General features: G+C 37.5%; 12 protein-coding genes. 3 read left to right on the top strand and 9 right to left on the bottom strand.

The genetic code is table 11. The features are described from left to right. Positions 1-81: 81 nt before the first annotated feature. The 9 genes from pflB to CLO1100_RS02995 form a co-directional block, all read right to left on the bottom strand. The gene (gene pflB, locus CLO1100_RS03030; protein ID WP_014312284.1) at positions 82-2,310 is read right to left on the bottom strand and encodes a formate C-acetyltransferase; all 2,229 of its coding nucleotides are present in this window, start codon (positions 2,308-2,310) and stop codon (positions 82-84) included. A gap of 156 nt (positions 2,311-2,466) precedes the next feature. After that, the gene (locus tag CLO1100_RS03025) at positions 2,467-2,796 is read right to left on the bottom strand and encodes a hypothetical protein (RefSeq protein WP_014312283.1); all 330 of its coding nucleotides are present in this window, start codon (positions 2,794-2,796) and stop codon (positions 2,467-2,469) included. 311 nt (positions 2,797-3,107) lie between these two features. After that, on the bottom strand, positions 3,108-3,239 hold the full coding sequence (locus tag CLO1100_RS21205) for a hypothetical protein (RefSeq protein WP_278244391.1): 132 nt from the start codon (positions 3,237-3,239) through the stop codon (positions 3,108-3,110). A gap of 205 nt (positions 3,240-3,444) precedes the next feature. Then, the gene (locus CLO1100_RS03020) at positions 3,445-3,819 is read right to left on the bottom strand and encodes a hypothetical protein (RefSeq protein ID WP_014312282.1); all 375 of its coding nucleotides are present in this window, start codon (positions 3,817-3,819) and stop codon (positions 3,445-3,447) included. A gap of 57 nt (positions 3,820-3,876) precedes the next feature. Beyond that, complete coding sequence (locus tag CLO1100_RS03015; RefSeq protein WP_014312281.1) at positions 3,877-5,199, bottom strand: M48 family metallopeptidase; 1,323 nt, start codon at positions 5,197-5,199, stop codon at positions 3,877-3,879. Positions 5,200-5,289: 90 nt separating this feature from the next. Then, positions 5,290-6,420 (bottom strand): beta-aspartyl-peptidase, encoded by a 1,131-nt coding sequence (gene iadA, locus CLO1100_RS03010; RefSeq protein WP_014312280.1) that lies wholly within the window; start codon positions 6,418-6,420, stop codon positions 5,290-5,292. A 39-nt stretch (positions 6,421-6,459) separates the two neighbouring features. Beyond that, complete coding sequence (locus tag CLO1100_RS03005; protein WP_014312279.1) at positions 6,460-7,182, bottom strand: amino acid ABC transporter ATP-binding protein; 723 nt, start codon at positions 7,180-7,182, stop codon at positions 6,460-6,462. Beyond that, positions 7,175-7,840: an amino acid ABC transporter permease gene (locus CLO1100_RS03000; RefSeq protein ID WP_014312278.1), complete on the bottom strand. Its 666-nt coding sequence runs from the start codon at positions 7,838-7,840 to the stop codon at positions 7,175-7,177. The genes CLO1100_RS03005 and CLO1100_RS03000 overlap by 8 nt, the downstream gene beginning before the upstream one ends. Positions 7,841-7,938: 98 nt before the next feature. Continuing rightward, on the bottom strand, positions 7,939-8,745 hold the full coding sequence (locus CLO1100_RS02995) for an ABC transporter substrate-binding protein (protein ID WP_014312277.1): 807 nt from the start codon (positions 8,743-8,745) through the stop codon (positions 7,939-7,941). Between the two features lie 353 nt (positions 8,746-9,098). On the opposite strand from CLO1100_RS02995, the gene CLO1100_RS02990 reads away from it, so the two are divergent. The 3 genes from CLO1100_RS02990 (at position 9,099) to CLO1100_RS02980 (ending at position 13,883) form a co-directional block, all read left to right on the top strand. Next, positions 9,099-10,025, top strand: a complete 927-nt coding sequence (locus tag CLO1100_RS02990; protein ID WP_014312276.1) for a L,D-transpeptidase family protein — start codon at positions 9,099-9,101, stop codon at positions 10,023-10,025. A 158-nt stretch (positions 10,026-10,183) separates the two neighbouring features. Next, positions 10,184-11,269 (top strand): aspartate-semialdehyde dehydrogenase, encoded by a 1,086-nt coding sequence (gene asd / locus CLO1100_RS02985; RefSeq protein ID WP_014312275.1) that lies wholly within the window; start codon positions 10,184-10,186, stop codon positions 11,267-11,269. A 151-nt stretch (positions 11,270-11,420) separates the two neighbouring features. Continuing rightward, positions 11,421-13,883 (top strand): hypothetical protein, encoded by a 2,463-nt coding sequence (locus CLO1100_RS02980; RefSeq protein ID WP_014312274.1) that lies wholly within the window; start codon positions 11,421-11,423, stop codon positions 13,881-13,883. Positions 13,884-13,920 lie beyond the last annotated feature (37 nt).

The raw sequence follows: 13,920 nt of genomic DNA, 5'->3' as shown, positions 1-13,920 counted from the left end.
CCCCAAATAAAAATTGTATTCGGGCAGATTCCGAGGAAATTGCTTTAGCAAGGTTATCCCTCGGAACCTGTCCGGCTGTAACTATATGTTTTCGTGTATAGTTCTGTTAATTACATCAAGCTGCTGTTCTCTTGTCAATTTTATAAAGTTTACCGCATAACCGGAAACCCTTATTGTAAGCTGAGGATACTTTTCAGGATGCTCCATTGCATCCATCAGCATTTCCCTTTCAAATACATTTATATTAATGTGATGTCCGCCTTCCTTAAAGTAGGAGTCTAACAGTGACGAAAGGTTGCTTATCCTTGTATCTTCCTCTCTTCCAAGTGCTTTTGGGATTATGGAAAATGTATATGATATACCGTCCTGCGCAAACTGGTAAGGCAGCTTTGAAATGGATTGAAGTACTGCAAGTGCCCCGTTCAAGTCCCTTCCGTGCATTGGGTTTGCACCGGGCCCGAAAGGTTCGCCTGCTTTTCTTCCGTCAGGTGTATTGCCTGTCTTCGCTCCGTATACAACATTTGATGTAATAGTTAGTACTGAGAGAGTAGGAACAGAATGTCTGTAAGTCCTCTGTTTCTCCAACTTTTCCATAAAACGTTTTACCAACATTACTGCTATATTGTCCACACGGTCGTCATTATTACCGAACTTTGGGTAATCGCCTTCTATATCATAGTCGGTAGCGAGTCCTTCTTCATTCCTTATTACTTTAACCTTTGCGTACTTGATAGCACTCAGGGAATCTGCAACTACGGACAATCCTGCTATTCCGCAAGCCATGGTTCTTAATATATCCTTATCATGCAAAGACATCTGTAGTCTTTCATAAGCGTACTTGTCGTGCATATAGTGTATAATATTCAAAGTGTTAATGTAAAGCCTTGCAACCCATGTAAGTACAGCATCGAACCTCTTCATTACATCATCATAATCAAGATATTCAGTTTCAACCGCCTGCATTATAGGCCCTACCTGAACCCCTGATTTTTCGTCACGCCCTCCGTTAATTGCATATAACAAAGCTTTTGCCATATTGCAACGGGCTCCGAAGAACTGCATCTGCTTTCCTATTCTCATTGCCGAAACACAGCATGCGATTCCATAATCATCTCCCCAATAATACCTCATTATGTCATCACTCTCGTATTGGATGGAGCTTGTATTGATAGAAACATATGAGCAATATTTTTTAAAACCTTCAGGAAGATGTACCGACCATAGAACCGTTAAATTAGGCTCAGGCGCGTGTCCCAAGTTAAACAAGGTATGCAGCATTCTAAAGGAATTCTTAGTTACCAATGTACGTCCGTCAAGACCCATACCTCCGATACTCTCGGTTACCCATGTAGGGTCGCCGGAAAATAGTTTTTCGTATTCCGGGGTCCTTAGAAATCTTACTAATCTCAGTTTCATAACAAAGTGGTCCACAAGCTCCTGCGCATCTTCCTCAGTAAGTGTACCCTCCTTCATATCCCTTTCTATATAAATATCAAGGAATGTTGAAACTCTACCGAGACTCATAGCGGCACCGTTCTGCTCCTTTACTGCTCCCAGGAAACCGAAATAGAGCCATTGGAATGCTTCCTGTGCGGTTTCTGCAGGCCTTGAAATATCAAAGCCATACATTTCTGCCATTTGTTTTAAGTACTCAAGGGCTTTTATCTGGCTTTTTGTTTCTTCCCTCTCCTGAATGGTCTCACTGTCCATATAATCCATTTCAAGACTTGTAAGTTGCTTCTGTTTATCGTCAATAAGCCTGTCAACTCCGTACAGTGCAACCCTTCTGTAATCACCGATTATTCTTCCTCTACCGTATGCATCAGGCAGCCCGGTTATGATACCTGCTTTTTTTGCCCTCATCATTTCAGGAGTGTATACATCATAAACACCGTCATTATGAGTTTTTCTATACTCGGTAAAAAGCTTAACAACGCTTTCATCAATCTTTTTGCCGTAGGCCTCTCCACCCTTTACCACCATCCTAATGCCGCCAAATGGCATTATACCCCTTTTTAAAGGCTGGTCAGTCTGCAAGCCTACAATTTTCTCCAGTTCTTTATCTATATATCCGGGGTCGTGAGAAGTCATTGTTGATATTATTTTGGTATCGACATCGAGGACCCCTCCGTTCTTTCTTTCCTCATCCAGTTTATCACTGACTTTTTTCCAGAGTTTTTGTGTCTTTTCAGTTGGACCCTTTAAAAAGGAATCATCTCCCTCATATGGTGTATAATTATTAACTATAAAATCCCTTACATCTATTTCCTCGGACCAATTTCCGTTTTTGAAATATCTCCATGCATCCATTGTAAACACCTCTTTTTATATTGTGTTAATATATTTATACCCAAAATAAGAAGTGAAAACCAACAAAATCACTGGGAATTTATAACACGGATATATAGTAGGTTTATCTATCATGGCAGATACATTAAATTGGATGTTGTTTTTAATAATTATACATTAACCCAAACTAGTTCCGTATCTTTTTAAAATTAGGTTACGCGCTTTATGTATATGATTTTTATGAACATCAAGCCTTTGTGGAACAATATTTCTCGTACTTATTAAACCGTTTGATGAAGAAAATCCAGAGTCACTTTCCAAGTTTACAATAATACATTTTATACCTTCAGACCTTAAATAAGAGTATATTTCTAACATATTTTTATTATCTAATCCATTAGAAAAAATTAGTGTCTCCCATTTTTCTTCTAAAAAGAAAACCTTAACTATCGAATGTATTAACGCTATTAAAAAGGCTACCCCCGCAAATACAAATATTAATTCCATAAGTATTTTCCTTTCTTATTAATTATTTATATGTTATATTTTTTTGTATTATAGTTAAAGTTTAACATCAGTAAAAGTTTATGTAAAAATCTTTATTCTCTTGGAACAATAGGTGGATGGACTGATGACTATTATTTTGTTCCTCTTAACTTTATTAGAGAAAAAAGAAGAGTGTGGCTTACTACTTGTTAAGTAGTTTAGCCACACTCCCTTTAAATGCCGTTTCAGCATTAAATGTACTGTTTTTTATTATTTGCTTATTTTCCATTTTTAACTTATATCGGACTTAATGTCGATTCTTATATTTTAGACTAGAAGCCGTGATACATTGAATATGCAAGGTGGAAAATGGTTTCCTCGTCTCTTACGTTTGTATTATCGCTCATATACGCCTGAACACCGCATACATCGAAATAATGATAGGAAACACCTGAATTGTACATTTCACCACCCACTCCCGATGGCAAACCTATTGAAATGTTAAACCGGCCTGAAGAGTCCGTTACACTAGTACCGGTTCTAATCGCACATGAAGGTGTGTTCCCATATATGTAATTTATTATAATATAATCTTTAATCTCCATGCATGACAAAAAGGTATTTTATATCAAATCCATGATATAAAATACCTTTTAAGATTAAGCACTATTATTTACTGTTTTTAAGCTTTTCCATTATAAATTTCTCTGCAAAGTCTTTACTAAACGGGAGAACAATCCTTTCTGTTCCTGAAACAAGTACTGTCTGTTTCTTGCCATCCTTATCCTCGGTAATAACCTTTGCAGTTTTTGCACTTATTGTATGCTCCTGTCCCATTAGCTTGAGAGTAGCTGTACTGTTGTCTACCGTAAAGCTTGGAAGATTAAAATAGATAACCACTCCAATTGCTATGACCGCAATAAGTATGCCAAGTTTCAACAGGTTTTTTGCTACCTTTGCAATAATAAGTATAATGAGAAAAACCACAATAACCGGAACCAAGAAAGATGCATTTAAAATACCAAGTCCCTTTAAAATCTCCATTATTTTTCCTCCAAAACGTAAAAATCAAAAACCTTTTATTACTTCTACCACAACCTGTTATTTTCCTTCTTTGATAAATTTCTGATATTTCAGCGATTGCCCATTTTCCCAAGGTCTATAATTATTGGCAAAGTCAACTCTGGCTTTAAAAGTAGGGTGGTCATAGGTCCAAAGCATATAAACAATACCGGGTTCGGGCATGGTAAGACTTTGCTGGTGAAGCTTTACGGTTGCTGTTGCGGTAGCAAAATTATTCCTTGTAAGCTCCAGTTCAAAACGGTCTGCCTCAGTCTCCATACTCCTGGAATATGCATTGGTTATGGGTGCAGTAAAAAACATCATCAGGTTTATAAGGAGGATTATAAGAGGGAAGGCTGCTATATCTGATACCTTGCTAAACCCAAGTTTTCCTTTTGTTTTTCTAAGTATATACCCCAGCATCTTATATATAAGGTACAAAATAAAAATACTTCCCAAGCCCCCAAAAACGATTGATTTCCACACATGCCCCATAAGGTAGTGCCCCATTTCATGGGCGGTAACCCCCAGTACTTCATTTGTGTCCAGATAATTTATTGTAGTGTCCCACAGAACGATTCTTTTTGTATTGAATACCCCCGTCATATAGGCATTCATCTGGTTTGTTTCCTTGCTTTTATCCACCTGATAGACCTGACAGTCACCTATTGCTGTTTTATGCAGCAAATCCTCGATTTTCAAAGACAACTGGCTGTCTTCAACAGGCTTATACTGATTGAAAATAGGGTCAATTACCACAGGCTGTATATACGAAACTATAAATAAATATGGAATTGATATTAATGCTATGTATAGCCACCAACGCTTGGGAGACTTTTTGATTATGAGAAACGGAACCCATATAATTGCCCCGGTTAAAACCGTATTTACAATGAAATTTTTGATTGTATCTATTAGCCATTGAACAAAATTCTGGTTTGACAGGCCGTATTGATGCATTCTGAAAAAGCCCGTATATATATCCAAAGGAAGATAAATTAGAGTCTCAATAACTGAATACGCAATGAAATATAGAATAATTATTGAAATCCAGCGATGGGCTCTCCCGGCTGCCCAGTTTCTAATGTGAATTGATAGCTTTGAAAATATAAAAAAAGCAGGAACTGCAAAGCTGAGAAAAAGTCTTATCAGCCATGTGGTTACCTTACTTTTCTGAAAATCAAAAGCCGCCTGAGTGGGCATTGTAACCTGAACAGTGTCAGGTACAGCTACTTGCCCACTTTGGGGGTATGTTCTTATGATATGGTTGTAATTTACTATTTCAGATACTGTTACAGCTGCCGCAAATATTACAAACAGACTGATAAATACTATTATTATCTTGCGAAAATCCTTGCTCAACGCAATCAACCTCCAATTAACTATTAGGAATATGTCCACCTGTTAATTATATGATTGTACCACGCATTTTAATGTATTAACTCAGATTATTTAGTACATTTTCCCCTTGGCAATAACATTCACTATATTCAGTCCGCTGTCACATATAACACAATCTGCATCTTTTCCCACTTGCAGAGTACCCTTTTTATCGTCTATCTTTAGTCGCTGGGCAGCATTTTTTGTTATAATGCCTATTGCCGTTTCCACTGGAATTCCCCTGTACTTAATAGCTGTACGAACTTCATCAAAAAGTATCTTGCAGCTTACGGTCTCGGAGGAAACCACATTTCCGTTTTCGTCAAAGGTAGGTACACTTCCGTACGCATCTGAGCTGATTGTTATCCCTGAAAAATCAAGATTACTATCCTGGATAGTCCTTAATGCATCATAGGTAGCAACACATTCCGGGTCACTATCCGACGGGATAAAGCCCGCTGTTAAATCAATATTGCCACCTTGTTTTAAATATTCCAAAGCCCTGTTAAAAAGCCCTTTAGTACGGTTAACATGTGTAGGAAGAATGTGCTGTTTGGGTATAAATGTTTCATTGGAAAGCCTGAACATATACTCCATTGCACTTTCACCTAGTCCAAGATGAAAATGCACAAGTCCGGCTTTTCCTGAAATAATGGCACCGTTTCTGGTTTGTGCTGCTATTCTGCTTATTTCATCAAAAGACGGTTCAAATGCCCTGCTATCGGCAAGACAAATTTCTCCTACGCCGATAACCTTATCTACAAAAACCATGTCGTTTTGTACGCTTCCAGTTAAAGTTATAACCGGAACCTGATATGAGCCGGTATATATATAAGTAGAAAGGCCCTCAAGTTCAAGTTGACGTGCTTTTGCATAAAGATTGGGCATGTTTCTGGTAACACCGTCTGCACCAAGAACTCCTACAACTGTTGTTATGCCGTACTTGAGTATGTCAGCTGCCTTTGCTTCCTCAGTCCTTGTAGTAAATCCACCTTCACCGCCTCCACCTGTTATATGGACGTGAAGGTCGATAAAGCCCGGAAACACAATTTTGCCGTCACAGTTGACTATATCAACACCTTTAAAGGCTGTAGGATTTATATTATCTTCAATTAAAGCCACCTTGTCAAAGCAAAATAATATGTCTTTCTTACCCAGATATTCCGGCGAATATACGGTTGCATCCTTTAACAGCTTGAACATACTTGCCTCCAACGGTTTTTAAGAATTTACATTTATTATCTATAGTATCTTACTTAAAAATTCCTTTGTTCTGTCATCTTTAGGATTTATAAAAATTTCACTGGGTGGAGCATCTTCCTTGATTTTGCCCTCATCCATGAATAGTACTCTGGTTCCAACCTCTTTTGCAAAGCCCATTTCATGAGTAACAACCACCATTGTCATTCCCTCTGCTGCCAACTCTTTCATTACCTCCAGAACTTCACCTACCATTTCTGGGTCAAGGGCTGAAGTAGGCTCGTCAAATAGCATTACATCCGGGGACATTGCAAGCGCACGGACAATAGCTATACGTTGTTTCTGTCCTCCTGAAAGCTGTGCAGGATAGTTATTTGCCTTTTCCTCCAATCCTATACGCTTCAAAAGAGACATAGCATTCTCTTTTGCCTGCTCAGGAGTCTGATTTTTTAGTTTTATAGGCCCAAGAGTTATATTATCAATTATAGACAAATGTGGAAATAGATTGAAGTTCTGAAAAACCATCCCCATTTTCTGTCTTTGTTTGTTTACATCGTTTTTCTTATCAGTGATATTTATGCCCTCAAAAATTATTTCGCCGTCGGTGGGCTGTTCCAATAAGTTCAAACATCTGAGGAAAGTACTCTTACCTGAACCGCTGGGGCCGATTACAACTACTACCTCGCCCTTTTCAATGGTTACATCTATCCCCTGTAAAACATGAAGGCTCCCAAATGTTTTATGCAGATTCTTTACATTAATCACTTGTCCTCATCCTCCTTTCAGCGTATCCCAGAAGCCTTGTAAGACTGAAGGTCAATACAAAATAAATAACAGCCGTAATGGCTAAAGGCTCAAAAGGCCTGTAAATTGCGCCCTGTATAATATTTGTGTTTCTCATAAGTTCACTTATACTGATAACAGACAGTACGGAAGATTCCTTAATTACAACAACAAATTCATTTCCCAAAGCAGGAAGAATGTTTCTGAGTGCCTGTGGCAATACAATATATCTCATAGCCTGCCCCTGAGTAAAACCGATAGATCTTGCCGCCTCCATCTGACCTTTGTCCACCGCCTGAATACCGGCTCGTATTATTTCAGCCACATATGCACCGCTGTTTACGGACATAGCAATAACACCTGGTATAAAACGTTCCATTTCTAAACCGAATATATGAAATTCCGGCAGTGAAATCAGGTAGAAAAACAGTGTTATCTGAACAAGAAGTGGTGTTCCCCTTATAAACTCTATATAGGATGATGCAACTGCTTTTAAAACCTTGTTATGGGATATCTTCATCAACGCAATACCTGTACCTATAATAACACCCAGTATTACGGTGAGAATTGCAATTACTATTGTATTTACGGTACCGCTTACAAAGTAGTACCAATATTCACTTAGAAATCCGAAATCCAAGCCAATACCTCCCTATTATAAAAATTCTCCGAAAACAAAACACAGGGGTGCCCGTGGACATCCCCTTTGCTTCGGCCTTCATATAATGTCAATGTCAATTATTTTGTTGTTACATTCTTTTCGTTAGCTTCCTGAACAAACTTATCTATTAATCCGTCTTTCATAAGTCTGTCAAGGGATTTGTTTATCTGCTCTACAAGGTTTGAATTACCTTTTTTAACTGCTATAGCTGATCCGCCTGTATCATCCTTTACAGGAATATCTGTAAGTGCCAAATCGTTGTTGTTCTTAACGTAGCCGCTTGCTACCGGAAGTTCAACAACCAGTGCATCTATCTTTTTATTTTTTAATTCCATAACCAAATCAGGAATCTTGCCTAATGATACAAGGTTTGCACCCTCAAGCTGTTCTTTTACTATCTTTTCCTGTGTAGTTCCCAGCTGTGCGCCAACTTTCTTATCCTTTAAATCAGCAACGGTTTTATATTTGTCTTTGTCCTCAGCCCTTACCATTACGCCCTGTTTTGCTTCATAATAAATCTTTGAAAAATCAACAGATTTTTTTCTCTTTTCGTCAGGATTCATACCGGCTATTACAATATCCACTTTGTTTGTGTTAAGTGATGACAATAGTCCGTTGAAATCAGTATCCACAATCTGGAGCTCTACGCCCATGTCTTTTGCAATCTCCTCAGCAATAGAAATGTCGATACCTACTATAGTATCCTTTCCATCTACCAGCATGTGATATTCATACGGTGCATAATCTCCGCTTGTACCTACAACCAATTTTCCGGTCTTTTCAATTCTCTTCATTGTTTCTCCGCCGCCGCAGCCTGCAATGGATAGTCCGATAGCTGCAACAATAATCAAGCAAAATACCTTCTTTAACATTCCTTTCATCATTTTGAAATCCCCCTATTATTTTTCTACATAATAAAACATCGATGTGTACAATTATAAATTATTATGCATAAAAATTCAATACAATGCATAAATATTTTGTCACAATATGTCATATATTTACATTCACTTTAAATAGCCTCTCTTAATTTATATTCAGGGAAATATTCTATATGCAGATATTGTCTGAGACACCGTTAAAGAGCCCCTAGCGGTGATAATCACCTTAATCGCAAAAAATGTAACAGTAATGAAATTTTCATTTTAACAGTAAAATTAATATAATGAACTAATGCGGTACTATATTTTCCCAGTTATAATATAGTAATAATTAAAAATCAGAGGTGGATTGTATAATGCTTAAAAGACTTTTATTGCTTGGCACACTAATGATTGCCATACTATTTGAAAGTACAGCTGTTTGCGTTGCAGCCGACGCAAAAGACAAAAATCAATATCCTGGGGTATCACAGTCGGCAGTGAAAATTGATACCACCATACTGGATAAAACACTCGATACTCAAAAAAAACAGCAGGAAGCTCAAAAGAAAAAAGAAGAAGCTGCTGCAAAGGAAAAATTACAGAAAAAAGTGGCTCAGTTGCAAAAAGATATTACTGCCAATACATATTTAAAATACATTAAGCAGCTTGGCTACTATAAAAAAGCTTCTAAAAGTGATGAAAAACTCAATATCAGAAATGCTCTTCTTTTATTTCAAAGCAACCATAATATGAGTGTAACCGGTACATATGACACGGCAACAAAAAATATGCTTGTACAAAGGCTATCCAGTAACAAGTTTGTTTATCTTGACAAGGTTACAAAAGCCCCCACTAAAGGAAGGTGGATTGCTGTAAACAAGACCACAAGAGTCTTAACATTATATGAAGGTGCAAAGGTGTTGAAAAAGTATGCCGTTGCAGTTGGCAACCCTGCCTCTCTTACCAAATCCGGTAAATTTATTGTCACCATCAAACTTATAAACCCTGATTGGGGAGGAGGAGGATTTGCAGACCCAGTAAAAGGAGGAACACCTCAAAACCCGCTTGGAACCCGTTGGATAGGGATAAACAGAACCGACGGTTCCTATGGAATACACGGCACAAATTCGTTCTATTCCATTGGAAAATACATATCACACGGCTGTATAAGAATGTCTAACTACTGTGTGGAGGAAATGTATCCTCTTGTTCCTGTGAAAGCACCTGTCTGGGTAGGTACTCAGACCGAGTTAAAGAACTGGAGTATTACTCAACCCCTATTCAAACAGCAGGTCTCGTAGAAAATTTTTATTATTGAATTTTGGACGTCATTGTGATAAAATACACAATACAAATACAAATGTCATTGAATGGTGGACACTTTATTGTTTTATTCGACTCACCCTCCATTCAATATCCTTTCAATAATATGAAAATCTACGAATAGGAGGCATAAAGGATGTCTAAGCTAAAAGTTGGTATAATCGGTGGTACTGGAATGGTTGGACAAAGATTTATTTCACTTCTTGAAAACCATCCATGGTTCGAAGTCGTTTCCATTGCTGCCAGTGAAAAATCTGCCGGAAAGAGATACGAAGAAGCAGTAGGTAATAGATGGAAGATGTCTACACCTATGCCTGAAAACGTTAAAAATATTGTAATAAAAAACGCAACAGAACAAGTTAAAGAAATTTGTGATGAAGTGGATTTCGTTTTCTGTGCAGTTGATATGAAAAAGGATGAGATCAAGAAGCTCGAGGAAGAATATGCGAAAAATGAAACTCCTGTAGTTTCCAACAATTCGGCACACAGGTGGACTCCTGACGTACCTATGCTTATACCTGAAATCAATGCAGATCATGTAAAGGCAATAGATGCTCAGAGAAAAAGACTCGGAACAAAATACGGATTCATTGCGGTTAAGCCAAATTGTTCAATCCAAAGCTATGTTCCTGCTCTTACGCCTCTAATGAAATACGGTATTAAAAACGTTGTTGCAACTACTTACCAGGCAATTTCCGGTGCAGGAAAGAATTTCACCGACTGGCCTGAAATGATTGATAACGTAATACCTTATATCGGTGGAGAGGAAGAAAAAAGTGAACAGGAACCTTTGAAAATCTGGGGTAAAGTTGAGAACGGAGAAATTGTAAAGACATCATCACCCCTTATAACTACACAGTGTATAAGAGTGCCTGTAACTGACGGTCACCTTGCTGCAGTGTTTGTTTCCTTTGAAAACAAACCTTCAAAAGAAGAGATACTTGAGTTATGGAAAAACTTTAAGGGTGAACCTCAACTTCTGGATTTACCAAGTGCACCAAAGCAGTTCATAAAATATTTTGAAGAAGACAACAGACCACAAACCAAATTGGACAGAGATGCTGAAAACGGAATGGGTATAACTGCTGGAAGACTTCGTGAAGATACTATTTATGATTATAAATTTGTTTGTCTCTCACACAATACTGTCCGTGGCGCTGCAGGCGGTGGCGTACTCATGGCAGAGTACCTAAAGTCCCAAGGATATATTCATGCAAAATAAGTAATATTACCTATTTTTCTTAGAATTAGGTAAATAATTTAGTATAATATGCCGATAAATGAGCTAGGTGAATAACCTAGCTTTTTTGTTATGTTCAAATATTTACCACAAATGTTAATGTTCAATTTTCGTACAGGTAAAGGAGATCAAAATGGGCATAAAATCAGACTATGCAGGCCAATATTTGTCCGGTCAGAACGAAACGATTATTTTTGAGGGTGACAGAGTATCATCAGTTATTTTAATGCTCCAGGGGAAGCTGGATGTTTTACTGTCGCCCTTTGATACAGCACCAAATAATGAAGGCTACACAGCTGATAACAGCTGCCGTCTTTTTACCTTGGAGCAGAATACTTTTCTAAGCGTTAATGACATTTTGAAAAGCGGAAAGAACTCCTTTAGTTTAAGATCCCAGGAAGCTTGTAATTTATACTGTTTTCAAGCTTCATCTGCTAATGGTATCAGAGATATCATGAATACTCAAAAGGATTATTCAACATATATTGTCTCATCTCTTGCAACACTCATCGACCTGAGCTATGATTCCTATCAGAAACTTCTCCCTATTTGCAGGAGTCTGGATATATTGGTAAAGAACCTATCCGTATATTATTGGGCTATAAAGGATAAATATTACTTTAAATATTCTCCTGAGATAGAGAACCTGGATTACTACAAAAACGCTTATCAGGAAGCAAGAGATAACGGAATACGTTTCTTCCCTGTTGATACGGATTCCTTATCAAATACATATATATGTGAAAATTGTGGAGACACTGAGAATGAAATAGATGATGCAGGTTTTGAGTATTTTTCAAAACTGCTTAACGTACCTCTTGAGCAAAGAAAGGGCTTTTTCAACAGTGAAGGCTACGTTTGCGAATATCATATAAAAAAGGGTTCTGATCTCATGGAATCCCTTGTAGGTGAAATTAAGAGTAAGCTGTCCCAATTATACAATAATATCTACTGTCTCTATACTGCCCCGGTGAACCTTATGTCTTCTTACGCAAGAATAGCGGTAGATTCAAAGGATGATAAGGAAGCAGTACTGACTCTTTACGGGATTATGGAACAATCTGCTGCAGTTATTGCAAACTGCATTGGCAGGCTTCAGAATGAGTTTGACTGTTTTAACTCCATAACCATTTCAAAGATTAGTGAAATGGTTGAGGCTGTTAAGGAAAAGGCGTCCATAAACCGTATACCTCAGAATGATGACGGTACTTATTCAGGAAATGAGCTTCCAAAGGAACTTGAAAACAGTCTTGAAAAGATTTTAACAATATGCGGCTGCACTATGGATTTTAAAGACAGTTTTAATAAACGGCTCAGTCATTTCAGAGCCTTAAAGGATAAATCCGCCAGCGACTCTGAAGCAAGAGAGCTTCGTTCTTCACTTACAAGTGATTTCTTTACTGTTTATGAAACTGCTTTCAAAAAAGCTCAGGAAAGCGGCCAGTATCCAAAAATTATAAGTATGTTCTTAAATTTTGGTTATATGGATGAACGTCTTGTGACCAAAGAACAAGCCATTGCTTTATATAGACTATGCGACAAGGAATATGCGAATTCGAAATTCACTATACAAAGTGCAACAAAGTGGCTTCAAGAAATTTATAATAACCGTAAGGAACCTTCTATCAATGATTTCGGGCAGGATTATTATGATGTATTCAGAGATATGAAGAAAAGGAAAATTGTTACCGACCTTGATAAGCCGGCATACGAAAAGGACTTTAACGCCAAGGTTAGCTTTGAAATAAATAACATGTTAAAAACAAATCAGAAAGTGTGCCATGGTCACATGAGCAGCTATTTTCCTATTTTGCATAAAGATATTATCACTCGTGATCTTGAGAAATCAGTTGTGACTCCGCATAAGATTACAGATGCAATAATGAATATCCTTGAAACTGATTTTTCAGTATTTTACAGGGAAATCTGGTACAAAAACGAAAAGAAAAATATAGAGAAAGAACCGATAATGAAAGAGATTCTTCCTGACATTATCATAGTGCCTACCTTTGGTTCTCGAGCTTCCATGTGGCAGGAGATAACAGGAAGAGGCCGAAATACACCCGGTAGATTCATTTTCCCTGCATTTACAGATGAAAACATATATGATATGGTATTGAAACTTATCGGTGCATTCAGATGGGAACTGTGCAGAACAATGATGGGTGTGGCATGGAACGATATAACTGAAAAATCTTTGACTTCGGAATACACCGATTACATTCAGTTCTATAAGAAAAACCATGACCTTTCCGAAGAAGCAAAGGAAAAAATCAAAGTACAGATACAGAAAAACAGGAACATGATGAAGGATATTTTCACAAGCGATTATGATGTCTGGATAAATTATGAATCAAAAGGTATCCTCAGACTCAACAAAATAGCAAGATCAATATTATTCAGGTACTGTCCTCTCCCTAAAGAGCAAAGGACAAATCTTGCAAAACAGCCTGCATTTTCAGACCTGTCTATGCAGCTGAATACCTCCAGAGCCAAGATGGCTAAGTCACTTACAAGCAAGTATACTAAATTATTCAAGAACGGCCCTATGGACGAAGATATGGAAGCAAATCTGATTTTCTATAGAGATCTTTAAAATTATTATATAAACTAAAAAAATCAATGGGAGCTTA

Origin of the sequence: Clostridium sp. BNL1100 (genome assembly GCF_000244875.1) — a bacterium.
Lineage (GTDB): Bacteria > Bacillota > Clostridia > Acetivibrionales > DSM-1351 > Ruminiclostridium.
This window is presented reverse-complemented; position numbering and strand designations above follow the sequence as displayed.

Bases quoted from the DNA above. Each gene is read 5' to 3' on its own strand.
- pflB (WP_014312284.1), bottom strand. From the start codon at position 2,310: ATGGATGCATGGAGATATTTCAAAAACGGAAATTGGTCCGAGGAAATA.
- CLO1100_RS03025 (WP_014312283.1), bottom strand. From the start codon at position 2,796: ATGGAATTAATATTTGTATTTGCGGGGGTAGCCTTTTTAATAGCGTTA.
- CLO1100_RS21205 (WP_278244391.1), bottom strand. From the start codon at position 3,239: ATGTACAATTCAGGTGTTTCCTATCATTATTTCGATGTATGCGGTGTT.
- CLO1100_RS03020 (WP_014312282.1), bottom strand. From the start codon at position 3,819: ATGGAGATTTTAAAGGGACTTGGTATTTTAAATGCATCTTTCTTGGTT.
- iadA (WP_014312280.1), bottom strand. From the start codon at position 6,420: ATGTTCAAGCTGTTAAAGGATGCAACCGTATATTCGCCGGAATATCTG.
- CLO1100_RS02995 (WP_014312277.1), bottom strand. From the start codon at position 8,745: ATGATGAAAGGAATGTTAAAGAAGGTATTTTGCTTGATTATTGTTGCA.
- CLO1100_RS02990 (WP_014312276.1), top strand. From the start codon at position 9,099: ATGCTTAAAAGACTTTTATTGCTTGGCACACTAATGATTGCCATACTA.
- asd (WP_014312275.1), top strand. From the start codon at position 10,184: ATGTCTAAGCTAAAAGTTGGTATAATCGGTGGTACTGGAATGGTTGGA.
- CLO1100_RS02980 (WP_014312274.1), top strand. From the start codon at position 11,421: ATGGGCATAAAATCAGACTATGCAGGCCAATATTTGTCCGGTCAGAAC.